Genomic DNA, 23,365 nt, shown 5'->3' with positions numbered 1-23,365 from the left:
AATACCCAATGCCTAATACCCAATGACTAATACCCAATGACTAATGACTACGATATCGTCATAATTGGTGGTGATCTTGCCGGCTACAAAGCGGCTTTAGAAGCTATCCAACTACAGGCTAAAGTTGCCTTAGTACAGCCTCAAGTTAATTATGAGTTGAATCATAATTACGTACTTAGAGAACTCAGTAAAATCTCTCGGCAATGTTTAGAAATAGCAAATATTGGTATTATTAACCATACAGAAAATACAGAACTAACCAATAAATTACAAACACCAAAAATACATTCAAATAGCTGCAATTATTCTGATCAACAAGCAATATTGTATGCTCAAAATATAACTGCAAATTTCAACCAAGTTAATTCCCTCACTAACTTAGCTACTCAAGGAGTTGATGTAATTATTGGTAAGGGAAAATTTCAAACTTCCAAAAAGCTAAACTTTGTAGTTAATAACCGAATTTTAAAGGGACGTAGTTATATACTCGCTTGTGGTTCTTGTCCAAATATTCCTAACATTGAAGGTTTACAAAATACAGGTTATCTGACATTAGCTAATATTTGGCAATCTTTAGAAAAATCAAATCTACCCAAAAATTGGGTAATTATTGGTGGTTTACCCCAAAGTATTGAAATAGCCCAAACTTTAGCCCACTTGGGTTGTAGCATCAATTTAATATTGAATCATCCAAGTTTTTTATCTCATCTTGAACCAGAAATAGGACAATTATTAATAGCAGAATTAGAAGCTGATGGTATCAGAGTTTTCAATAAAATAAATATTTCTCAAGTCAGAAAAATAGAAAATAAAAAATGGTTACAAGCTGGAAATAAAGCAATTGAAACAGATGAAATTTTAGTAGCAACTGGACAACAACCAAATATAGAAGATTTGAATTTAGCAGCAGCAGGAGTTAAATGGTATCCACACCGTTTAGTTATTAATAAAAAACTGCAAACTACAAATCAGCGAATTTATGCCTGTGGTGATGTAATTGGTGGTTATGATATTCCGAATATTGCTAATTATGAAGCTAAAATTGCCGTCAAAAATGCGCTATTTTTTAATAGAAATACAGTCAATTATTCTGATCTTCCTTGGGTAATAAATTCTCAATCAACAGTAGCACAAGTAGGTTTAACAGAACGACAAGCTAAACACCGATATGGAACAAAGGAAGTTTTAGTTTTTAAAAACTATTTTAAAACATTAACAGCAGCACAAATTAAAAATGAAATTACAGGTATTTGTAAATTAATAGTTTTAAAAAATGGTAAAATTTTAGGATGTTCTATATTAGGTGCAGCAGCGGGAGAATTAATAAATTTAATTTCTTTGGCAATGTCTAAAAATCTGAAAATTGAAAATTTAGGAAAATTAGCTGTTGTTTATCCTAGTTATGCAGAAATTTTAGAACAAACTGCAAGAGAATGGAGTCAACAAAAACTGCATCAAAATCATAATTTACAAGAGTTTTTACAAAGTTTCTTTCATCTTAGAAGAGACTGGAATTTGTGATCTTGCAGTCAGCATTAAGCTTTAAAAATTTTGACAACAGACATTATTTATTTCTTTGATGATTGCGTTTAGAGTTTTTGTCTGTGAAAGAAACACTACCAATACCTTGGAGAATACCACGAGCAACTAAACCTAAACCTTTACCAATTATTTGGGTGAGGATAAAAACAATACCACTACCTGCAAATGATACTAAAGATTGTACACGAGGTGCGATCGCATCCCTAAATTCTAAGATTAATGTCACCGTTAAAGGAATACCAGAGAGTTGTGCTAACTCCTGGTTGCGGGGTGAATAAACGGAGATTTTAGCAATACCACGAGGTGCAAATACAAATAGTTCATAACGACTTTCAAAAATTGCCTGGGGTTCATTTACATAATTATTTAACCTGTATTTCCAAGATAAATTATTTCTAAATCTTTCAATTTCTCTTGTGGAAATCAAATGTTGATCATAGAAAGTTTGTTTAATAGTTTCTACATCTGCCAAAAAATTTAACAGTGGTTGTAAAACACCATTAGCAACTTGAATGATTAAATTTTCTAGAATCATTGATGCTTGAGAATTTGCTGTTTCGCTACCTGCTGGAGATAATTTATTATCAACATATAAATCTGTTTGTAAAAGCAGATAGGAAAATAAGTCTTCAATCAAGGGAATTTTATTAAGAATTTCAGTTTCTACATTTGTAGAGTTATTTAATAAGAAATCAACGACTTCTATATTTATTCCACCTATATTTAGAGGCAAAACTTTACCATAAAAATCTTTCAGGGTTGACTTCCATACATAATTAAGAGTTTTAGTTCTTAATTCAGATAATTGCTGATTTATCAATTGTGAATCTCTAATTTCTTCTAATTGTTGAGATAGTTTTTGAATGATAATATATAGTAATTCTCTTTTTTTGTCTTCCCGCAGAATATCAATCTCTAATGGTACATCTGTGAGATTTTCTAGTGAAAATTGCAGTTTATTAATACAAGCTGTCAATAATGTAGATTGTATTGCTTTCGGAGTTAGTAAAGGTGGGATAATAGTTTGTATCTGTTGTGGTTCTGTTTGAATAATACTATTCTGAAGATAAGAAGTAGGTGGAGTAGGTGATTTAGATATTTGTTTGGGTTGTTTTTCCTCTGGTGTAACTAATAAATGATTAACTAACCAACGTGCTGCTAAGAGTTCTCTTCTTTGTCCTGCTAAAAGAGCTTTATCTAATATTGGTAGTCCGGGAATTTTTAATTTAGATGTCACAGAAGTGAGCGATTTATCAATATATTCAACTCCTGATAAACGGATATTATTTCGCAGTTTTACAAAGGGTAAACGAGATAAATAAGAATCTATTCCTGGCATTTCTAACCAGTAAAAACCACCATTGGCTATTTCTGTAATAATAGGAATTAAGTCAGAAATAGATGTACCTTTAAGACAATAACCATTAACACCAATGCTTTGAGCAGTTGATAATATTTCTGGTTTGGATATTGCACTCAACAATAAAATAGGTATTTGGGGATATATAGCTTTTAGTTGTCTACAAAATTGCAATCCTAGCTGCTGAGATTCGCTAGAAATACCATTTCCTAATTCTAAAATGATTAAATTAACTGGGTTTTGATCAGGTGGAGAAATTTCCGCTAAAACCTGCAAAGCTGCCGTATCTGTGGGGACATCAGCTAATATTTGAAAATGGGGAATTGTTTCTAGAGCTACCCTTAATCCTAAACGGAAAATGGGATCTGGGTCAATTAACAGTAATTGTAAAGGTAAAGGGCGATCGCTCATAGTTAGGTCAAATACAGGTAGACTTTATTCTCAGCCACAAAAATCTGGTTATCCCTAGCTGAGTCATCCCCATTTTTACCTTTTTTTGTCACTTTAATCTATCAACAATAACAATGTAGAACATTAATCAGGTATTAAGTTCCGGTGTCCAAAAAAGTTGATGGTGTAACCACTAATTTTCACACCTGTTTGTGCTTCTACTTGCTCAATTATATCCTTTGGTAATTCTACATACACATCTAAAATTTGATTTGTATCTAAGCAGTTAAGGTGACTATGAGCATCACTAATATTTCCGTATAAACGCCCATCACAATGTTCAATACATTCAATTATCCCTTGACTAGATAGTGCATCTAGATTTTGATAAACAGATGTATGACCAATCTCTTTACCTTGTTGGTTTAAGCGGTCATAAATTTCTCTGGCTGAAAGATGTTCATTGGCTTGCCAAAGTAATTCTAGTATAAATCGGCGCTGGCGACTCACACGCATCCCAAGCATTTGACATCTATCTAGAGCATCTTCTAGAGAACGAATTACTTTTTTAGAAATAGCTGGCTTTTGCATATTTCAATTTTAACTATAGGAAAATGACGATTACTGATTTTTATATGCAAGGATGTTACATACAAACTTTTTGCTTGCACCTGTGTTATTGACGTTAAATGATGTAGCAATCACAGGTTTGAGAAAGTTTGATTTTGATAGATAGTTGCTGTATGAGATTTCAACTCTAAAACAAACTCATTACAACTTTAGCTTAAAAATACTCTAAATGTCCAGGGTAAAGTAGTAGCATCAAGAGCTAAAAACTGCTACTGTGTATTGTCAATCCTACTGTTGAGTCATCTAGAAAAGCTGCCAAAAAGTCAATGACAATCACAATCAGCCTCAATAGCAACTTTATTCATAACCTAGATTTGTCACCTGCATTAGAGGTAATTGAACCACTGCTGCAAGAAAAATCTGTTACATCCCAGGAACAGCAACTAAGCTTTGAAATTAACTATACACGGGAAGCCAATGATCCCAGGGAACTTTCAGAAATTCCAGAGGTAAGATTGTGGTTTGTGCGTTTAGATGCCAAGTATCCGTGGTTGCCATTTTTACTAGACTGGAAATCAGGGGAATTAGCCCGTTATGCAGCCATGTTAGTACCTCATCAATTTAGTTCAAAAGAAGGCATTCTCTACAACCCAGAAGCCTTAGAAATATTTTTGATGCACAAAATTTTTATTTTGAGCGATTGGTTAAAACAGCAAAATATACCCACTCAATTTAGATTGAAATCTCTCGCACAAATTTTAGGTTATGAATTAGAAGATGGATTTTTTGAAATGATTGAAAAAAGTAATTTGTAATTCGTAATAGAGCCTACAGCACGCTACGAATTACGAATTAGTAATTATGAGTTCAACCTCCCCAAATTTTTTCCAGCACGGTTACAGGTGCAATATCCGCAGTTTTGCCCGTCATAGATTTAATAGCTACGAACTTATCACTTGTAGGTAATAATCTACCAGGATCTACAGAACCCAGAAGGGCAATTGTGTATGTTTGTACAGCGACAGCCAATTGTAATGGCGCGCCGTTGATAGTTAACATCAAACTAGCACCACCAATAATGGCTGTTAATTTACGAATATCATCAGTGGCAATAACCTTAATACCCGGACAGGATCTGACCAGAGATGATACAAATGGTTCATCCTCAGTTTCTTTAATCACTAGAACTGGTAAATCTGGCTGTTTTTGTTGACAATCTTGAATAATTTGTTGCCAATTAGCAACAGGGTAGCTGTCATCTGCACCATTAATTTGAGATAACTTACCAGAACCGCCATAAACCAGGATATAACCTGAATCATTGATACCTAAACGTTGTTGTTGCTGCTGCGCCCATTCTATATCTGGTTTAAGTATATTCACTGCTAACTCTGGACAAGGTTTATTAATTCCCAGAGGTTTAAGCAGATCATGATACATAGATGCTACATATTGGGAAGAATTTACAGACACAACATGAGTGAGAAAACCAGCACCCTTACCTTGAAAACCAATCCGGGTGGGAATTCCCGTTAGCCAGAGAAATAAACCTACAAACCAACTTTCTCCAGCGCTAATGGCAACATCATATTCGCGATCGCGGATTGTACCGACTAAGTTACCCCAATCTGCTAAACTATTACGATCCTTGTAATCAAAGGTCAAAACCTCGTGAACTGACTTGCTCACTTGATAGGCAGCCTTTGACTGGGGTTCGACCACGACATCTATCTGCGCGTCGGGATAATGACGCTTTAGACCATCCAAGGTGGGGAAGAAAAGAATTTGGTCGCCAATTGAACCAGGTACAAGGGCTACTACTCGCATAAATAATCTATTTATTGAAGCTTATCGCTCTTATTTTAGGGGAAATAGGGAATGGTAATTGGTAATTGGTGAGTAATTAGTGATTGGTGATTAGTGATTGGGTTATCAGCCTACCTTCCCACCCCTATCTTCTGCTAGTTAAAAAATAGAGGAAAATTGTGTATTTATTAATTCCAGCCGCAGGTAGCGGTAAAAGAATGGGTGCTGACCGCAATAAACTTTTATTAGAGGTACGCTCGAAAACTCTCATTGCTTGGACTTTATTGGCTGCGGAAGCGGCAACTGCTATTAATTGGATGGGGATTATTTCCCAACCCCATGACTGGGATGACTTTAAAGCCATTCTGGCTGATTTAAAACTAACTAAACCTGTGGAATTTATTCCCGGTGGTAATACTCGCCAAGAATCAGTTTACAACGGTTTACAGGCATTGCCGGAGAGTGCTAAACAAGTGTTGATTCATGATGGAGCGCGATGTTTAGCTACGCCAAATTTACTTAATAATTGTGCGGAAGCAATTCTTAGCTGTTCGGGTTTAATAGCAGCTATACCAGTCAAAGACACAATCAAAATTGTAGATGCAAGTAATGTGGTTCAAAGTACACCCAAGAGAGAAAATCTGTGGGCAGCGCAAACACCCCAAGGGTTTGATGTTAAGCTACTCAAACAATGTCATGCTGAAGGTGTGCGCCAAGGTTGGGAAGTGACCGATGATGCAGCTTTATTGGAAAAATGTGGAATTGAAGTACAGATAGTCCCAGGGGAAGAAACAAATTTAAAAGTGACAACTCCCCAAGATTTAGCGATCGCTGAATTTATTTTAAGTCATAGGGAATAGGAAGATGGGGGATGGATTTAAAACTTCTGTACGGGTGAACGGCCGTTCGCCCCTCCTGACCACTTTAATTGTTAAATATGTCCAAGAAAAATATACCTATAACCATCAAAATAGAAGCGATTTTATATTTAAAGGGTAAACCCTTATCTGTGAGTGAAATTGCAGATTATGCTGGGTGCGATCGCCATACAGCAGAAGAAGGCATAATTGAACTGATAGATAGCTATGCCCGTCGGGATAGTGCCTTAGAAGTTGTAGACACTGCAAATGGTTATAGTTTACAACTGCGGTCAGATTTTTATGATTTAGTACAGGCGTTGATACCTGTAGAATTAGGTGTAGGAGCTTTGCGAACATTAGCCGCCATCGCTCTCAATAGTCCGATTTTACAAAGTGATTTAATTAACCTCCGTGGTTCAGGTGTATATCAACACGTTCCTGAATTAGTAGAACTGGGATTTGTCCGCAAACGCCGAGATGGAGAATCTCGGTCATATTCATTACAAGTTACACCTAAATTTCATCAATATTTTCAAATTGATCAACTTCCTGAAATTATCCCCATAGATCGCCAAGAACAGCAACTAGAACTAGAGTTAGCAAGAACAGACAACAGTGAAGAAACAGGTGAAACAGGGGGAGATTAATAACCGAATGACCAATCACAAATGCGCTAGGCTTGTACTATGGTTTAGAGTAGAATTAGCAACTAAGCTAAAAATAATTGCCAATGGTGTTTGATCCTGACTTTTTGAATGACAACTCTGAGGAACACACTAATCAGATTTTGAACGATCACTTGGGGGAAAACCCGAATCAGTTATTGAAATATTTACAGCATCAATCCCCCGACGTTCTCGCCCGTGTAGCCCAGTCTGTCAGCCCGGAAATTAAACAAATCATCTCCCAGAATGTTCAAGGGCTGGTGGGAATGCTCCCAGGGGAACATTTTCACGTCCAAGTGACAACAGACAGGGATAATTTAGCTGGGCTATTAGCATCAGCAATGATGACGGGGTATTTTCTGCGTCAAATGGAACAAAGAATGCAACTAGAACATTTATCCAACGAATAGTTAAAAGTACAGACGTGATTATTTACGCCTGTACTCCACTGACTTTCACGGTTTAGTTCCTGAACGCACTTTGAGAGTCTTAGTTTTACCATTGCGGTTGACTTCAATTGCTAAAATGTCACCGACTTTACTAGACTCAACCATTTTGTGTAATTGGGCTGTAATTTTCACAGGTTGACCATTGATTTTTTGAATCACGTCACCGGGGAGCAGTCCCCCTTTCTCTGCCGGGGAATTTTTGGTTACTTGTGTGACGACTATACCAACATCAGGTTGAATGTTAAAAAGGTTTCCCTGATCAAAATCTTGTTTTTGGGTAGGTGAAAGAGTTGACATTTCAATCCCCAAAAAAGGGTGATCTGCCTGTCCTTTGGTAAACAAATCATGGGCAATACGAGCGGCAACTTCTATGGGAATAGCAAACCCAAGTCCTTGAGCATCAGTGCGAATAGCGGTATTAATCCCAATAACTTCTCCTTGGGCATTCAGAAGAGGTCCGCCAGAGTTACCAGGGTTAATAGCTGCATCAGTTTGGATAAAGCTAACTCGCCTATCAGGAACTCCTACTTGGGCGCTGGTGCGATCTGTCGCGCTGATAATGCCAATAGTCACAGTATTATCCAAACCTAAAGGATTACCAATAGCGATCGCCCATTGACCAGGGATTAAGTTATGTGAATTACCTAATTTAACTGTAGGTAATTTATTAGCAGGAATTTTCACCACTGCTACATCAGTGATATTATCCACACCCACTACTTTACCCTCAAAAACTCGCCCATCTTTGAGGGTAACTTGTACTTTGTCTGTCTTTGCAACTACATGAGCATTAGTCAGTAATTGACCATCTTCGCTTAAAATAAATCCCGAACCTGTACCGCGCTCTATACGTTCTTGGGGAATTGGTTGCTCCTCTTCTCCAAAAAAAGGCTGCCAAATAGGCTTTTTAAACATATCAAAAATTGGATTTGCTACTTTTCGAGTGGCATTGATTCGCACCACCGCAGGCCCAACTTTTTGTACAGCATCAGCAATAAAATTAACGTTATCACTATTAACAGCATTGCCCACACTTAATCTAGGATAAGCTATAACAGATTCTTGAGGTACTGAAGCTGTGACATTTTTCAACTCTGTAAATGTTTTATTTTGGAGTACATATTGACTCCCAAACCAACCAATGCTGCCACCAATAGCCACTAACCAAAGATAAACGGCTAATTGCTTTACAGATAACTTCATATTAATTAATTAAGAATAATGACGCTGAAAATAAGACGGGTACTGTTTCTATGGAAAATCACTCTCAAGAATAATTTTCACCCCAGGCAGTTACTAACTTTTAAGTGTAATCAGGGAAACAAGAACTAAACAAATTAATTTATTTTTAATTAAACTTATAGCAACTATCTGTAATCAGCGTTCAGTAATCAGCTAAAACTGATTTGTTTGTAAACTTACTTTCTAGGGGAAAAGTATAAAAAGCGCAGAAGATACAAGTAAGATCCCATCTTGAAAATTCCTCAACTAAAATCTAAAATTAGCCATCTTTAAACAAATTGACATGAATTTTATATATCGTTCCCTGTTTTTATGTGGTTTAATTAGCTTTACGGGATTAATATCCATATTTTCAAAACCACAAAGTGCTAATGCTGAACTAAAGATAAAAGGGAATCAGATGATCGCAGTTCCCCTGATAAAAACCGCATCAGCGACAACAATAACAGGATATCCCTTAACTAATTTTACAACTATAGCATTACCTTATGGATGGCAAATTCATCCAATTACAGGTAAAGTTTTTTTTCATAGTGGTGTTGATTTAGTCGCACCTGTAGGTACACAAGTAAAAGCGAGCGCTCCTGGTATTGTCGTCTTTGCCAAAGATCAAGGCAGCTATGGCAAATTAGTGATAATCAACCATGCAGGAGGTTTACAAACTCGTTACGCCCAATTAGAGACCATACAAGTGAATTTAGGACAAACAATACAAAAAGACGACATTATAGGAACAGTAGGTGCTACAGGACAACCTACATCTAGGGAAACACATCTACATTTTGAAATTCGTGCTGATGAACCCTTGGGGTGGACAGCTAAAGATCCAAAAGAGTATTTGAAATAAGACAGACGACGCAGGGGGAGATGAATAACCCAATGCTCAATGCTCAATTACGAATTCATTTGTTGATTTAATCATGTTCATTCCCGCATCTGCAAATCTTTTAAATGCTGTATTAGCTTGTTCTGTGTAGTCAACCACACCAGGAACAACTACAGGTGAAGTGCAATCTGCTAATAGATAGATTTTCCTGGTTAGGGTGCGATCTACCTGGTTAATTTCTGTTAATAAATCATCAATTGTCCAAGCTACACAGTGACTCTTAGCTTGTCCAGCAATAATCACCGCATCATATTCCAAAAGTTGTTTAATTAAATTTGTATTTTTGTCAGCAATAGGCTGATCATCAAATCCCGTTAACACTTCTGGTCGCAAAATAGAATAATTTTCAGTTAAAGGATTTTCTCCTTTTAATTCAAACTGTGTTTGAGTTTGACGAGCAATACCATGGAAAAAAATGGCTTCTTCTACAGAGGAAACCAAAGCATGGCCAATTCCTCCTAACATAGAATGATAAGGCCAAACCGTGAGGGGATATTTACCATCTAAACTCAGTTTTTTTACATAATGAAAAACCTGTTTTTCTAATAATCCATAATCCCCTTGAGTAATGCTATTAGCAACCACTGGATTTACTTGCCAGATACCTGCTTCTATGTCTGATAGTGTAATATTGGTAGCTGCTGGTATGGGGTGTTTTCCATCTTTGTTAATCCAAAATATAGGATGGAAAATTTGCATAGTATTGTGAGTATCTAGGGTGGGAATAATTTTAGTAATTATGCCTAAATTACGATAAATAAACTCACATAATCTTTGATTATCTTCAACTGCACCAGTTCCAGTTTCTCCCCTTACATATAATTCAAAATCTGGAATACAAAAAGTATTTTGGACATCTATTAATAACAAACAAATATTGACTTTATCATTGGCTGAGACTGAAATATTTTGTTTTTTTGCCCATGATTCTGCTTCAGGAGCAAGTTTTTGATAAGGTACGCGCCAAACTTCACCGACCTTTAATGGGTTAAAGTGCGGGGGGATGGGAAATTGGTTCATGAGGAGAGTATTCATAATCAAATAGCAGCATAATTAATGTTTAAAACAGTAGATTTGATATCAGCATCTTTTTGAGTCAACATTTAGCTACTAGCATTCAGTGGTCAGTTTTTTTAAAATTATCCGTAAGTATTCAGCAATCATTCAGCTTTTTCAGGTGTATGCCAAAAATGACTAGTTGATTATTTACTGATTTTCAAACATTCTGACTTTTGACTCTTTAATTCTTACCTATTTGAGATTATGTAGTTAAAGTTTTAGAGTTACTTAACTCAGCTAGTAACTCAGCAGCTGAGACAAAAGTAACCTCACCTTGATCATAAGTTTGACGAGCAGTTTCAAACGCCTTTAATAATTCCTTACGACGATATTCTTTGAGACTCTTACTAAAAATTTCCATAAGCATCTCTTGTTCTGCCAGTTCAAGTGCGTCTATAGCTTCAATAATTTCTTGGAGTGTTGAGGTTTTTTTTATCATGGGTATTCAACCATAGAAATGATCATCTATTTTAACTTCATGTAAGTTGTTACTACAGAAATATAAAATAATAACAAAACTGGTGAGCTAAGTTGAGGTAATAAGTTGAGGTAATATTTATACAAATTATAATCATAAAAATTAAGAGTATAGCGATCGCCAAAAGAAATATTTCCTAATTTTTCCCAACTCATCTCCCAAAAGTACCTCAACTGTGGCAATCTGAGAAGCAGAACCCCTTGCAATCTGATATTTTAGCTACAGAAAATCTACTTATTGAGGCTATGCAAACTCTGCCAACTCTTGAAAATAGCGAAACTACATCCAGTCAACCAAGCTTTGACACTACCATCAAACGCCGCAAAACCAGAGCAGTTCAGGTAGGAGATGTAACCATTGGCGGAGGCCACCCAGTGGTGGTACAGTCAATGATCAATGAAGACACCCTAGATATTGATGGTTCTGTGGCCGCAATTCGTCGTCTCCATGAAATTGGTTGCGAAATCGTCCGGGTTACAGTTCCCAGCTTGGCCCATGCTAAAGCTTTAGCAGAAATCAAACAAAAATTAATCGCAACTTACCGTGATGTCCCCATTGTTGCCGATGTCCATCACAATGGCCTGAAAATTGCCCTAGAAGTCGCTAAACACATCGAAAAAGTGCGAATTAATCCAGGGTTATATGTATTTGAAAAACCCAACACCAACCGCACCGAATATACAAAAGCAGAATTTGACGAAATTGGGGAAAAAATCCGGGAAACCTTAGAACCTTTGGTTGTTTCCTTGCGGGATCAAGGTAAAGCGATGCGAATCGGTGTAAATCATGGTTCATTAGCAGAAAGAATGCTATTTACCTACGGTGACACCCCTGAAGGCATGGTAGAATCTGCCTTAGAATTTATCCGCATTTGTGAATCTTTGGATTTTTACAACATTGTTATTTCCATGAAAGCTTCACGAGTGCCGGTGATGATCGCTGCATATCGGTTAATGGCCAAGCGGATGGATGATTTAGCCATGGATTATCCTTTACACCTGGGTGTAACAGAAGCTGGCGATGGGGAATATGGCAGAATTAAATCCACAGCTGGAATTGCCACATTATTGACGGATGGTATCGGTGATACGATTCGCGTGTCTTTGACAGAATCTCCAGAAAAAGAAATTCCCGTTTGTTACAGCATTCTGCAAGCTTTAGGGTTGCGGAAAACAATGGTTGAGTATGTAGCTTGTCCTTCCTGTGGGAGAACTTTGTTTAATTTGGAAGAAGTGCTACATCAAGTTAGGGAAGCTACCAAACATTTAACCGGTTTAGATATTGCGGTGATGGGTTGTATTGTCAATGGACCCGGAGAAATGGCCGATGCTGACTATGGTTATGTCGGTAAAAATCCTGGTTTTATTTCCTTGTATCGGGGTCGGGAAGAAATTAAAAAAGTTCCAGAAGACCAAGGTGTAGAGGAGTTGATTAATTTGATTAAAGCCGATGGACGTTGGGTAGATCCTTAAAATTAGGTGATAGGTGACAGGTTACAGGTGACAGGTGACAGAGTAAATATCACCAATTACCAATCACCAATCACCAATTAGCCAATCCTGTGTTAGATTGGGCATACTGACAATAAATTTTCCCTCTGACACAGCTGTCATTATGGTGATTACAAAAAGTAGACTTGTTTTAGGTGCTACAGCAGTTACTCTTTCTACAATCGCAGTTACAGGCCTTGGTATTCATTCCCGTGGTCAAGCTTTGTTTAAGGCAAGTCCCAAGGAATTAGTAGATGAGGTTTGGCAAATAGTCTACCGTCAATATGTGGACGGAACTTTTAATCAGGTAGATTGGCAAGCTGTTCGTAAAGAATATTTAGACAAGTCCTACACTAATCAGGAGGAAGCTTATAAGTCCATCCGGGAAATGCTGAAAAAGCTAGAAGATCCTTACACCCGGTTTATGGATCCAGAAGAATTCAAAAATATGCAGGTTGATACCTCTGGTGAATTAACAGGCGTTGGTATCACTATTAGTCAGGATGAGGAAACTAAGCAGTTAGTTGTAATTGCACCGATTGAAGATACACCTGCTTTTAAGATTGGGATTTTAGCTAAGGATATCATCGTAGAAATTGATGGTAAAAATACCAAGGGAATGGATACCAATGAAGCTGTATCTTTAATCCGGGGTGAAGTAGGAACTAAAGTGAAGCTCACCATTCTCAGGGATGGCGAGAAAAAGGTATTTGATGTCACACGGGCGCGGATTGAAATTCATCCGGTGAAGTTTTCGGAAAAACAAACTCCAGCAGGTAATTTAGGTTACATTCGCCTCAATCAATTCAGTGCTAATGCTGGTAAGGAAATGAGAGATGCGATTAGAAAACTAGAAACTAAAAACGTATCTGGTTATGTGTTAGATTTGCGTGGCAACCCTGGCGGTTTATTATTCTCCAGTATAGAAATTGCCCGAATGTGGTTAGATAAAGGAATTATTGTTTCTACTATTAATCGTCAAGGTGAGAAAGAACGGGAAGTAGCTAGGGGCAGGGCTTTGACTACTAAACCGTTGGTGGTTTTGGTGGATAAGGGTTCAGCTAGTGCTAGTGAAATTCTCTCTGGTGCTTTACAGGATAATAAACGAGCAACTATAGTAGGTAGTCAAACTTTTGGTAAGGGTTTAGTACAGTCAGTACGTCCTCTCACAGGTGATGCAGGTTTAGCTGTGACGATTGCTAAGTATCACACTCCGAGCGGTAAAGATATTAACAAACATGGCATTGATCCAGATGTGGTAGTTGATTTGACTGATGCCCAAAGAGAAGAATTGTGGTTAAAGGAACGGGATAAATTAGCTACTTTGGCAGATCCTCAGTTTGCTAAAGCTGTGGAAATTTTGGGTAGACAAGCTACGGATAATAGTGTAAATACTAATAATAATTAAACGGATTTTTAATTGTGAATTAACTAGGGTTGGTATTTTCTAGCCCTAGTAAATCAGGTTTTTTGTGTCAGTATATTTATCTTAGCACAATTGACATGATACCCTAGAATAGACAATATGTAGTGATTTTTATATCCTCTTCAGGTTTTTAAATTATGTCAAATTTGAGAGGATTACAGATATAGCAATGGATAAGGCGGCTAGGACTTAACCAGAACTAAAACTTAGACACTGAAAGACTTCTAGCTCTGTCACCTGCTATGATTTCATGTCAAATACTTTAATTAGGGCTTGCTGAGTCTTGATATCATTCAGCGGCAATCTTTTTTATGTAAAATTACGCCTTTAGTTGATCTTAAATAAATAATACATATGATGAAATACATTCGTTTTCAGCAAATCGCTCCTGTTATTAAACCATCCCTGGTATTAATAACTCTGTTTTGTTTGAGTACACTCTCTTTTAGTTGTACACCAACAACAAACAATAATTCTGGAAATAATACAGAAGCTAAGACAGAAACACATAAAAACCAGTTGTTAGAAATTGCTGTGAATCCTTGGCAAAGCGCGAAGGAGCAAGATGAAAAATTTGCACCCTTAACAGCTTACCTACAAGAAAAAATCCAACGTCCAGTGAAGTTTGAAGTTACCAAGAACTATCAAACTGCGGTGGATTTATTGGTAAAAGAAGAAGTTGATATGGGTTATTTAGGGGCATTAAGCTACATCAAGTGTCATGAGCGCAATCCCAATATTCAACCATTGGTGATGCCGATTGATCAAAAAACAGGGAGACCTTGGTACACAGGTGTGATAGTGACTAAATCTGATCCAAAAATCAATTCATTGGCAGATTTAAAAGGTAAACGTTTTGCTTTTGTGAGTCCCTCATCAACTTCTGGTTTTTTGATGCCGATGATGGGATTAAAGGAACAAAATATTGATCCAAATAAAGACTTTACAAAAATTCTTTATTCCGGTAGTCATGACAAAACAGAAGCAGATTTGGTTAAAGGGGTGGTTGATGCGATCGCTGTTGATAAAATTTCTTTTTTACGCTCTCAAGAAACAGGTAAACTACCTGCGACAAAATACAAAATTATTTGGGAATCTCCTCCCATACCGATGGCATCCATCGTGATTAACACGAAAAAGTTTTCATCAGAAGAGTTAAGCTTAATCCGTCAAGTCTTAATTGATGCTCCCGTTGGTATTTTAGATGTGAGTGGTTCTGCATCTGCTGGCTATACTTTAGCTAAAGATACAGACTTTGATACAATTAGACAAATTTACACTCAATTTAAATTAGTACAGATACCTGCAAAATGAGAATCTTAACAAAGTTTATTGGTTCGACACTCATGTCTGTAGGATGTGTGGTTGTCTTGATGGGAGGTAGTACCTTACTGATTACAAAGATGGAAAAATCAGTTTCTCAAAGCCGCGATCGCACCAATCAAGCCCTCCGCACTACTCAAAAACTCCAATTGACTTTACAAGAAGAAACATCTGCACTCAAAGATTATCTCTTATTTAATCAAAATTCTGGGGATATGCTCAAGTATGACCAGGCTAGACTTGAGTTTGTCAATAGTTTGACAGAGCTAGAACAACTCATGCCAGGAACACAACAATTAAATGTTGTTGAGCGTCGTCATAAATATCTTGTGCGGTTAGCTAATGATTTAAAAAAAAATACTATTTCCTCAACACCAGCCCAGACACAGCAAGATGTTAAAGCTATCAATTCATTTCTTGAAGACATCAATTTTTTTATAAATTTACTACTTCAAGATGTAAAACAAGAAAATTTGCAAACCCAATTAGCTGCCAAACAATTTAAACAGAATGCTAATATTATTACCTACAGTTTAATAGGCGTAGTGTTGCTGATTTTTATTGCTCAGTTTACCCTAACTCTCCTACCAGTAATTCGCTCAATTCAAGAATTAGAACTTGGGGCAACAAAACTAGGTGCAGGTGATTTGACATACCGATTAAATATCAACACAGATGATGAAATTGAGCAGTTAGCTCAGGCATTTAATCAAATGGCAGTTCAATTAGCAGATTCCTATGCTTCTTTAGAGCAGAAACGCCAAGCAGCGGATATTGCTAACCAAGCCAAGAGTGAATTTCTGTCCAATATGAGCCATGAACTGCGTACCCCTTTAAATGGAATTCTTGGTTATGCTCAAATTCTTAATCGTTCCCAAACTTTGGCAGAAAAAGAACGCAAGGGTATTAATATCATTCACCAATGTGGTTCCCATTTATTAACTCTGATTAATGATATTCTCGACATTTCCAAAATCGAAGCCCGCAAACTAGAATTACAACCCCATGGGATTCATCTACCATCTTTTTTACAAGGGATTGTAGAAATTGTCCGCATTCGGGCTGAACAAAAAAGTATTAATTTTATTTACTTCCTCGATGATAAATTACCAGAAGGAGTGGAATTAGATGATAAAAGGTTACGGCAGGTATTAATTAATATTTTAGGTAATGCCATCAAATTTACAGATCAAGGAGAAGTAATATTTAAAGTTGAAAAAATAGAAAACTCTGATAGTTTTTACCGGGAAAAGATCACAATTTCTTTCCAAATAATTGATACGGGAATTGGCATGAATCCCGACTCATTAGCTAAGATTTTCTTACCTTTTGAACAAGTTAGTGATGGTAAACGACAAGCAGAAGGAACAGGATTAGGACTAGCTATTAGTCAAGAGATTATCTCTTTAATGGGCAGTGAAATTAAAGTAGAAAGTCAGTTAGGAGTTGGTAGTCGGTTTTTTTTCAATGTTGATTTTCCCCTAGTCCAAGAGTGGCAACAAAACTCTATGACTAGCAATGGACAAACATTGGCAGGATACCAAGGTGAGCGACAAGCAATTTTAGTAGTTGATGATAAATGGGAAAATCGCTCTGTAATTATTAATTTGTTAGAACCTCTAGATTTTGTGGTCATTACAGCGGAAAATGGGGAAGAAGGATTAACTAAAGCCACTGAATCTAAACCTAGTTTGATCATTACTGATGTTTTAATGCCGATTATGGATGGATATGAGTTTTTGGAAAAACTAAAAGCATCACCATCATTGCAGAATATTCCTGTAATTGTTTCATCTGCGTCAGTTTCAACAATAGAGCAGCAAAAAAGTTTAGATGCGGGAGGAGATGATTTCTTAGTAAAACCAGTAGAAGCTGAGGAATTGTTTAAACTTTTAGAGAAAAATTTAAATATTACCTGGATCGACAAATCTACAACTGTGACTGAAGAATCTACTGAGTCAGTAGTTCATGGTGATTACACTGATACAAATACTATTTCAGAAATGTTAATACCTACTCAAGATGAATTAGGGCAAATGCTGGAATTGGCACAACAGGGGAGGTTACAAAAACTGGGGGAATTTGTCAAAAATTTAGAAAAAAATGATCCCAAGTATATTCCTTTCCTGGAACAAATTCTGGCTCTTGCTCAAAAATTCCAGTTAGAAAAAATTGAAGTTTTTATTCAGCAGTTTATGATATTAACAGTAGAAAAAGAATGAGGTATTTATGGAGAATGATGATTTAATTTTAGTTGTAGATGACACGCCAGCAAACTTAGAAGTAATTTCTGAAGCTTTGAGTGATGCGGGATTGGAAGTGGCGATCGCCACCGATGGGGAACGAGCAATTAAACAAGCCGAACGCAGTTCCCCAGGTTTGATTCTGTTAGATATTATGATGCCTGGTATAGATGGATTTGAAACTTGTCGTCGTCTTAAAGCCTCAAGTATTACTAAAGAAATTCCCGTGATTTTTATGACTGCCCTTTCTGACAGCACTGATAAGATAAATGGTTTTAACTTAGGTGCAGTTGATTATATTACAAAACCTTTTCAAGAAGCGGAAGTCATTGCTCGTGTTAAAACTCACTTAAAATTGCGTCAACTTAACAAAAATCTAGAGACGCAAGTGTGCCTACGTACAGCAGAATTAATGACTGCTCTGAAGCGAATGGAAGATTCACAAATACAGTTGATCCAATCAGAAAAAATGGCAACATTGGGGCAATTAGTAGCGGGGGTTGCTCATGAAATTAATAATCCGATTAACTTTATTCACGGCAACCTCACTCATATAGAAGAATACACGCAAACACTGTTAGAATTTTTGCACCTTTACCAAATCTACTATCCTCAACCAGTTGGAGAAATCCAAGCAAAAGCCAAAGAAATGGATCTGAACTTTTTACAGGAAGATATGCCAAAAATAATTTCTTCTCTGAGAATAGGAACTGATCGGATTCGTCAAATTGTACTTTCTTTAAGAAACTTTTCACGGCTAGATGAGGCGACCTGCAAAGAGATTAATATTCATGATGGTATAGATAGCACATTAGTAATTTTGCAACATAGATTGAAAGCTAAATCAGATACTCACAGTATTGAATTAATTTGTGAATATGGAGATTTACCATTAGTAGAATGCTATCCAGGATTACTCAATCAGGTATTCATGAATATCTTAGCAAATGCCATCGAAGCTTTAGAAGAAATTCAGGTTAAGCGCAAATCTGAGCATCTTAATCAAGAACCTTGTCGAATTACTATTAGTACCTCAGTTATTCCTGGAGATCAGGTGGAAATTATCATTAGTGACAATGGCATAGGCATACCTGAGAATATAAAACAAAATATTTTTGAGCCGTTTTTTACTACTAAACCTGTGGGTAAAGGTACGGGATTAGGTTTATCTATCAGCTATCAAATTATTAAAGAACAACATCGGGGAATATTGAAGTGTGTTTCTACACAAGGAGTAGGAACACAATTTATTATTCAAATTCCCATTTTCCAGAAAATTAAACCTCCAGATCGTGTTTCTATGATTAGTGATCATATAATTCGTTAGTTAAGTTTGACTAAAAAAGTTTTTCAGCCAGCCCTATATAAAAATTAAATTATTAATAACCTTTAGCTAAACCTTCACCTCAAGGATTTGTAACTCCTTCTAAATCTAAAGTATTATCTTCTGTAACGGCGATAACATTGGCATTTCCCCAAGGTTTAATTTCTTGAATTTTATATCCGCGACGGAGTAACTTTTGCAAAGTTAAAGCATCTAAACTCCATGGTGGGTATTTTTTAGGAAATTCAATTGTTTATATCTACATCTTTTTAAAATTGTAGTCTTGGGAATGTTGATGGGTTGAGATTTGAAGTAACCAATGTTGGCTGACAATATTTGATACCAACCATCAACCCACAACGCCAGAACTTTAAACCTAACCCCACAATGAGGACTATTAGCTTTCTGACATATTGGCTTCAACAACGTTTTCTGCAAAGCTTTGATAAGCTCCACCAATTTGTTTTGCCATTGTGTCAGGGAAGACATGAAAATCTCCTGCTTTCAATGCTGCTATCATCGCTTCTGCGACTAATGTAGGTGGTTCGGCAATTTCTGTCAGACCTGCTGCATCACCCATGTCTGTAGCAATTGGACCAGGATGAATACTGAGAACAATTGTTCCTTGCTCACTCAATAATTCTCGCAATGTTTGGGTAATGGAATAAGATGCTGCTTTTGATGCAGAATAAGTAGCAAAGTTAGAGAACGTTTTTATGGAAACGACAGAGTTAAGTTGAGCAAAAACTCCACCACCATTGGCTTTTAAAATTGGCGCAAAGGCTTGTGCGATGCGAATTAAACCATATACATTGATATTAAGCTGAAATTCAAGGGATGCGATCGCATTCTCATCTAAGAGACTTGTAGGGTTAAATACTCCTGCATTATTCACAACTATTTCCACATCCTGAGCAACTTGAGCAGCCGCAGTGATAGATTGAGGATCAGCTAAATCTACATAAACTGGAATTACTTTATCACTGTATTTTTCCACCAATGGGATAGCAGTTTCTAGGTTTCGCACAGCAGCATATACTTTTTTTGCTCCATGTTCAAGAAAAGATTCAACTATTGCCTTACCAATACCACGATTTGCACCTGTTACTAAGACGATTTTGTTGTTGATATCGTAAGTCATTTTGTATTTCTCCTGTTTGTGTTAACGATGATTTAAAAACTTTGAACGATTAGTCTAAGTTAAGGCAAAAAAATTTAGTTTTCAAGTAAGGAGAGTAAGCTTTCTACTGCTCCTGCTAGTTTGGAGTTATTATCCATTACAAGACCGAGTAATGCTACTCCCTGAGTGGTACAAAGCAATAAACGAGCCAAATTGCGCGGGTTTGCCTGAGAATCTAACTCTCCTAAAGTTTGGGCGTGAGTTAGAGTTGTGGTAAAAATATCTTCTAGTGGTTGCAAATAGGCTCCATAAATCAAAGATGATAGATATCGTATTGGAGTGGATAAGGTGATTACAGATATGACTAGAATTTTTTAACGTCCTAACATCTTATCCCGCAAATGCTTAATCCGATCGCGCAATTTTGCCGCTTCTTCAAACTCCATCTTTTTCGCTGCATCCTTCATCTGTTTTTCCAATACAGTAATTAACTCAGGAATATCCTCCAAGGATAATTCATCTAGATGTTTATCAACTACTTCTAAATCACTTGCATTTAACCGCCGCGATACATCTAAAAAAGATAAAATTGCATTACTTGATTTTTTGAAAACTGGTTGCGGTGTGATTCCGTGCAGCTTATTGTATGCTGTTTGTATTCCCCTTCTTCTATCAGTTTCATCAATGGCTTTAATCATACTCTTGGTTAAATTGTCAGCATACATAATCGCCTTTCCATTGATATGACGCGCTGCACGACCAATAGTTTGAATTAACGAACGTTCTGCACGCAAGAAACCTTCCTTATCTGCATCCATAATTGCAACTAAAGAAACCTCTGGTAAATCCAAACCTTCCCGCAGTAAATTCACCCCTACCAAAACATCAAATTTACCATTTCTTAAATCTTGTAGAATCTCAATTCTCTGAATAGAATTAATCTCAGAATGCAAATATCTAACTTTAATTCCCCTTTCTTCTAAATACTCGGTTAAATCCTCCGCCATCCGTTTAGTTAACGTAGTAATTAAAACTCTCTCTTTCTTATCTACCCTATCCTTAACTTCTCCTAATAAATCATCAACTTGTCCTTCTGTAGGACGGACAAATATTTCTGGATCAACTACTCCCGTCGGTCTAATTACCTGTTCTACAATATTATCTTCAGAAATTTCTAATTCCCAATTTCCCGGAGTTGCAGAAACGAAAATACATTGATTAGCTTTTAGCCAAAATTCTTCTGCTTTTAAAGGACGATTATCAGCAGCACTAGGAAGACGAAAACCATGATCAATTAAAACTTTTTTCCTGGCTTGATCTCCATTGTACATTCCTCGAATTTGCGGTACAGTCACATGAGATTCGTCAATTACTAATAACCAATCTTTGGGAAAATAATCAATTAAACATTCTGGTGGTTCTCCCGCTTGTCTTCCTGCTAAATGCCGAGAATAATTTTCTACGCCGTTACAATATCCGACTTCTCTTAACATTTCCAAGTCGTAGCGAGTACGTTGATCTATCCGTTGTGCTTCAACTAATTTACCTATTTCTTCTAATGAAAATTTTTGTTGTTTTAATTCGGCGGAAATATCTGCACAAGCAATTTCTAAACGCTCTTCTGGGGTAACAAAGTGACGCGCTGGGTAAATATTGACTGCTTCTAAACTGCTGAGAATTTCTCCAGTTACGGGATCAATATAACGGATGGCATCAATTTCATCACCAAAAAATTCAACTCTAATAATTCTATCTTCGTAAGCTGGGCCAATTTCTAAAACATCACCACGAACGCGGAATTTTCCCCTCCCCATTTCCACATCGTTGCGGCTATACTGCACAGATGTTAAATTTCGCAAAATCTGCCTTTGATCAACTTCCATGCCTATTTTTAGGGGAATTGCGGCTTTAAGATATTCTGCTGGCATTCCTAAACCGTAAATACAACTAATAGAAGCAACAACAATTACATCACGACGTTCAAATAAAGAACGAGTTGCAGAATGTCGCAACATATCTATTTCATCATTAATTGCTGCTGTTTTTTCGATGTAAGTATCGGTGACAGGAATGTAAGCTTCTGGTTGATAATAGTCGTAGTAACTGACAAAATACTCAACAGCATTGTGGGGAAAAAATTCCCGTAACTCGTTACATAATTGCGCTGCTAGGGTTTTATTATGGGCTAAAACTAAGGTGGGTTTACCAATTTTTTCAATGACAGCAGCGATAGAAAATGTCTTACCAGTTCCTGTTGCACCTAGTAAAGTTTGATAACGATTACCCCCTTGGATACTGTTGACAAGTTGGGCGATCGCCTGTGGTTGATCACCAGTAGGACTAAAAGGCGCTTTGAGACTAAATTCCATCATAACCGTTTCGTTGAATATACCCTTTAATATAGTAACTACATCACTTTAAAATGTGGCAATCAAGTGGTATAATTGGAGTAATCTAAAAGTAATGAAGTAATAAATATTTAGCTATTTAGCAATTTTTGCTTACATAAGTGAATAGTTTAAGTTTACTTATGTATCAGTTTTGAAGAAACTTATATCTATGCGTCGTTTTTTAGAGTTACACTCTACATATATTAGGAAAAAAATACACCTTTCCTTAATTATTGTAAAATTCACGTAACAAGCTAGGCGAGTTAGTTTACAAAGCGCCTCAGCAGCCAAGGAGATAAAAAAATGGAAGAAAATAACCAAGCTAATACACAACAAAGTTCTTCAGGAACAATTGTAGTTGCTGGACAGCGCCCAATTGGTCACAGCGGTTTGCAAGTTGCGGGAATAGTATCAATGTCTGGCTCACGTCCCATTAGCACCAGCAGCTTACAAGTAGTTGAGACTTTTAATGCCATGGGTATCCGTCCTATTGGTGCTCATACATTTGAAGTGGTGAGTAGCATTAACTTATCTGGAAGTCGTCCCATCGGTTCTAGTGAATTGGCAGTTTCAGAAAACTATGCTGTTTTTGGTAATCGTCCAGTAGCATCCAATAACATGGATGATTCTGATATGTTGATGGGTTTTCTAGACTAATTACTAATACTATCCTCATATCTTGATTCACCCAGTTTTATTAAGAAGCTGGGTTTTTTTATCGGGAATAGCAAAGCCTGAATGT

Annotated in this window: 22 protein-coding genes; 12 read left to right on the top strand and 10 right to left on the bottom strand. The window is 36.8% G+C overall.

The genetic code is table 11. The features are described 5' to 3' along the window. Nucleotides 1–36: 36 nt before the first annotated feature. Nucleotides 37–1,521, top strand: a complete 1,485-nt coding sequence (locus tag WJM97_RS08390) for an NAD(P)/FAD-dependent oxidoreductase (protein WP_353932589.1) — start codon at nt 37–39, stop codon at nt 1,519–1,521. A 43-nt stretch (nt 1,522–1,564) separates the two neighbouring features. On the opposite strand, the gene WJM97_RS08385 is transcribed toward WJM97_RS08390, so the two are convergent. Next, nucleotides 1,565–3,313 (bottom strand): DUF3685 domain-containing protein, encoded by a 1,749-nt coding sequence (locus WJM97_RS08385; RefSeq protein WP_353932588.1) that lies wholly within the window; start codon nt 3,311–3,313, stop codon nt 1,565–1,567. Between the two features lie 123 nt (nt 3,314–3,436). Beyond that, nucleotides 3,437–3,883, bottom strand: a complete 447-nt coding sequence (locus tag WJM97_RS08380) for a Fur family transcriptional regulator (protein WP_353932587.1) — start codon at nt 3,881–3,883, stop codon at nt 3,437–3,439. A gap of 305 nt (nt 3,884–4,188) precedes the next feature. On the opposite strand from WJM97_RS08380, the gene WJM97_RS08375 reads away from it, so the two are divergent. After that, the gene (locus WJM97_RS08375) at nt 4,189–4,677 is read left to right on the top strand and encodes a CRR6 family NdhI maturation factor (protein WP_353932586.1); all 489 of its coding nucleotides are present in this window, start codon (nt 4,189–4,191) and stop codon (nt 4,675–4,677) included. 52 nt (nt 4,678–4,729) lie between these two features. Here the strand turns inward: WJM97_RS08375 and WJM97_RS08370 are convergent, their stop codons facing one another. After that, nucleotides 4,730–5,689 carry a glycosyltransferase family 9 protein gene (locus tag WJM97_RS08370; RefSeq protein ID WP_353932585.1) on the bottom strand — a complete coding sequence of 320 codons (960 nt, stop codon included), beginning with the start codon at nt 5,687–5,689 and terminating at the stop codon, nt 4,730–4,732. A gap of 158 nt (nt 5,690–5,847) precedes the next feature. Between WJM97_RS08370 and ispD the strand changes: the two genes are divergently transcribed. The 3 genes from ispD to WJM97_RS08355 all read left to right on the top strand — a co-directional run bounded on the left by ispD (nt 5,848) and on the right by WJM97_RS08355 (nt 7,603). Further along, nucleotides 5,848–6,528 carry a 2-C-methyl-D-erythritol 4-phosphate cytidylyltransferase gene (ispD, locus tag WJM97_RS08365; protein ID WP_353932584.1) on the top strand — a complete coding sequence of 227 codons (681 nt, stop codon included), beginning with the start codon at nt 5,848–5,850 and terminating at the stop codon, nt 6,526–6,528. A gap of 77 nt (nt 6,529–6,605) precedes the next feature. Next, the gene (gene scpB, locus WJM97_RS08360; RefSeq protein WP_353932583.1) at nt 6,606–7,175 is read left to right on the top strand and encodes an SMC-Scp complex subunit ScpB; all 570 of its coding nucleotides are present in this window, start codon (nt 6,606–6,608) and stop codon (nt 7,173–7,175) included. A gap of 83 nt (nt 7,176–7,258) precedes the next feature. Then, nucleotides 7,259–7,603, top strand: a complete 345-nt coding sequence (locus WJM97_RS08355; RefSeq protein ID WP_353932582.1) for a DUF760 domain-containing protein — start codon at nt 7,259–7,261, stop codon at nt 7,601–7,603. Between the two features lie 45 nt (nt 7,604–7,648). Here the strand turns inward: WJM97_RS08355 and WJM97_RS08350 are convergent, their stop codons facing one another. Further along, nucleotides 7,649–8,845, bottom strand: coding sequence for an HhoA/HhoB/HtrA family serine endopeptidase (locus WJM97_RS08350; RefSeq protein WP_353932581.1), 1,197 nt, complete (start codon nt 8,843–8,845; stop codon nt 7,649–7,651). A gap of 322 nt (nt 8,846–9,167) precedes the next feature. Between WJM97_RS08350 and WJM97_RS08345 the strand changes: the two genes are divergently transcribed. After that, nucleotides 9,168–9,731, top strand: coding sequence for a M23 family metallopeptidase (locus WJM97_RS08345; protein WP_353932580.1), 564 nt, complete (start codon nt 9,168–9,170; stop codon nt 9,729–9,731). A 36-nt stretch (nt 9,732–9,767) separates the two neighbouring features. Here the strand turns inward: WJM97_RS08345 and WJM97_RS08340 are convergent, their stop codons facing one another. From WJM97_RS08340 to WJM97_RS08330, 3 genes are all read right to left on the bottom strand, one after another. Further along, nucleotides 9,768–10,805 (bottom strand): isochorismatase, encoded by a 1,038-nt coding sequence (locus tag WJM97_RS08340; RefSeq protein WP_353932579.1) that lies wholly within the window; start codon nt 10,803–10,805, stop codon nt 9,768–9,770. A gap of 226 nt (nt 10,806–11,031) precedes the next feature. After that, entirely contained in the window at nt 11,032–11,268 is a 237-nt protein-coding gene (locus WJM97_RS08335) for a hypothetical protein (RefSeq protein WP_353932578.1), read from the bottom strand. A gap of 26 nt (nt 11,269–11,294) precedes the next feature. After that, on the bottom strand, nt 11,295–11,462 hold the full coding sequence (locus WJM97_RS08330) for a hypothetical protein (RefSeq protein ID WP_353932577.1): 168 nt from the start codon (nt 11,460–11,462) through the stop codon (nt 11,295–11,297). A gap of 90 nt (nt 11,463–11,552) precedes the next feature. Between WJM97_RS08330 and ispG the strand changes: the two genes are divergently transcribed. From ispG to WJM97_RS08305, 5 genes are all read left to right on the top strand, one after another. Next, entirely contained in the window at nt 11,553–12,779 is a 1,227-nt protein-coding gene (ispG, locus tag WJM97_RS08325) for a (E)-4-hydroxy-3-methylbut-2-enyl-diphosphate synthase (RefSeq protein ID WP_353933130.1), read from the top strand. Nucleotides 12,780–12,921: 142 nt separating this feature from the next. Further along, nucleotides 12,922–14,205, top strand: a complete 1,284-nt coding sequence (ctpC, locus tag WJM97_RS08320; protein WP_353932576.1) for a carboxyl-terminal processing protease CtpC — start codon at nt 12,922–12,924, stop codon at nt 14,203–14,205. 375 nt (nt 14,206–14,580) lie between these two features. Continuing rightward, the gene (gene phnD / locus WJM97_RS08315) at nt 14,581–15,537 is read left to right on the top strand and encodes a phosphate/phosphite/phosphonate ABC transporter substrate-binding protein (RefSeq protein WP_353932575.1); all 957 of its coding nucleotides are present in this window, start codon (nt 14,581–14,583) and stop codon (nt 15,535–15,537) included. Then, on the top strand, nt 15,534–17,768 hold the full coding sequence (locus WJM97_RS08310; RefSeq protein ID WP_353932574.1) for an ATP-binding protein: 2,235 nt from the start codon (nt 15,534–15,536) through the stop codon (nt 17,766–17,768). Before phnD ends, WJM97_RS08310 begins: the two co-directional genes overlap by 4 nt. 7 nt (nt 17,769–17,775) lie before the next feature. After that, nucleotides 17,776–19,116 carry a response regulator gene (locus WJM97_RS08305; RefSeq protein WP_353932573.1) on the top strand — a complete coding sequence of 447 codons (1,341 nt, stop codon included), beginning with the start codon at nt 17,776–17,778 and terminating at the stop codon, nt 19,114–19,116. A 394-nt stretch (nt 19,117–19,510) separates the two neighbouring features. Here WJM97_RS08305 and WJM97_RS08300 read toward each other — a convergent pair whose 3' ends face one another. The 3 genes from WJM97_RS08300 to uvrB all read right to left on the bottom strand — a co-directional run bounded on the left by WJM97_RS08300 (nt 19,511) and on the right by uvrB (nt 22,605). Further along, the gene (locus WJM97_RS08300) at nt 19,511–20,254 is read right to left on the bottom strand and encodes an SDR family oxidoreductase (protein ID WP_353932572.1); all 744 of its coding nucleotides are present in this window, start codon (nt 20,252–20,254) and stop codon (nt 19,511–19,513) included. Between the two features lie 74 nt (nt 20,255–20,328). After that, nucleotides 20,329–20,532 (bottom strand): hypothetical protein, encoded by a 204-nt coding sequence (locus WJM97_RS08295; RefSeq protein WP_353932571.1) that lies wholly within the window; start codon nt 20,530–20,532, stop codon nt 20,329–20,331. Between the two features lie 75 nt (nt 20,533–20,607). Further along, nucleotides 20,608–22,605, bottom strand: a complete 1,998-nt coding sequence (uvrB, locus tag WJM97_RS08290) for an excinuclease ABC subunit UvrB (RefSeq protein WP_353932570.1) — start codon at nt 22,603–22,605, stop codon at nt 20,608–20,610. Between the two features lie 321 nt (nt 22,606–22,926). On the opposite strand from uvrB, the gene WJM97_RS08285 reads away from it, so the two are divergent. Next, nucleotides 22,927–23,280 carry a hypothetical protein gene (locus WJM97_RS08285; RefSeq protein WP_353932569.1) on the top strand — a complete coding sequence of 118 codons (354 nt, stop codon included), beginning with the start codon at nt 22,927–22,929 and terminating at the stop codon, nt 23,278–23,280. Nucleotides 23,281–23,365 lie beyond the last annotated feature (85 nt).

This window comes from Okeanomitos corallinicola TIOX110 (assembly GCF_038050375.1).
GTDB lineage: Bacteria > Cyanobacteriota > Cyanobacteriia > Cyanobacteriales > Nostocaceae > Okeanomitos > Okeanomitos corallinicola.
This window is presented reverse-complemented; position numbering and strand designations above follow the sequence as displayed.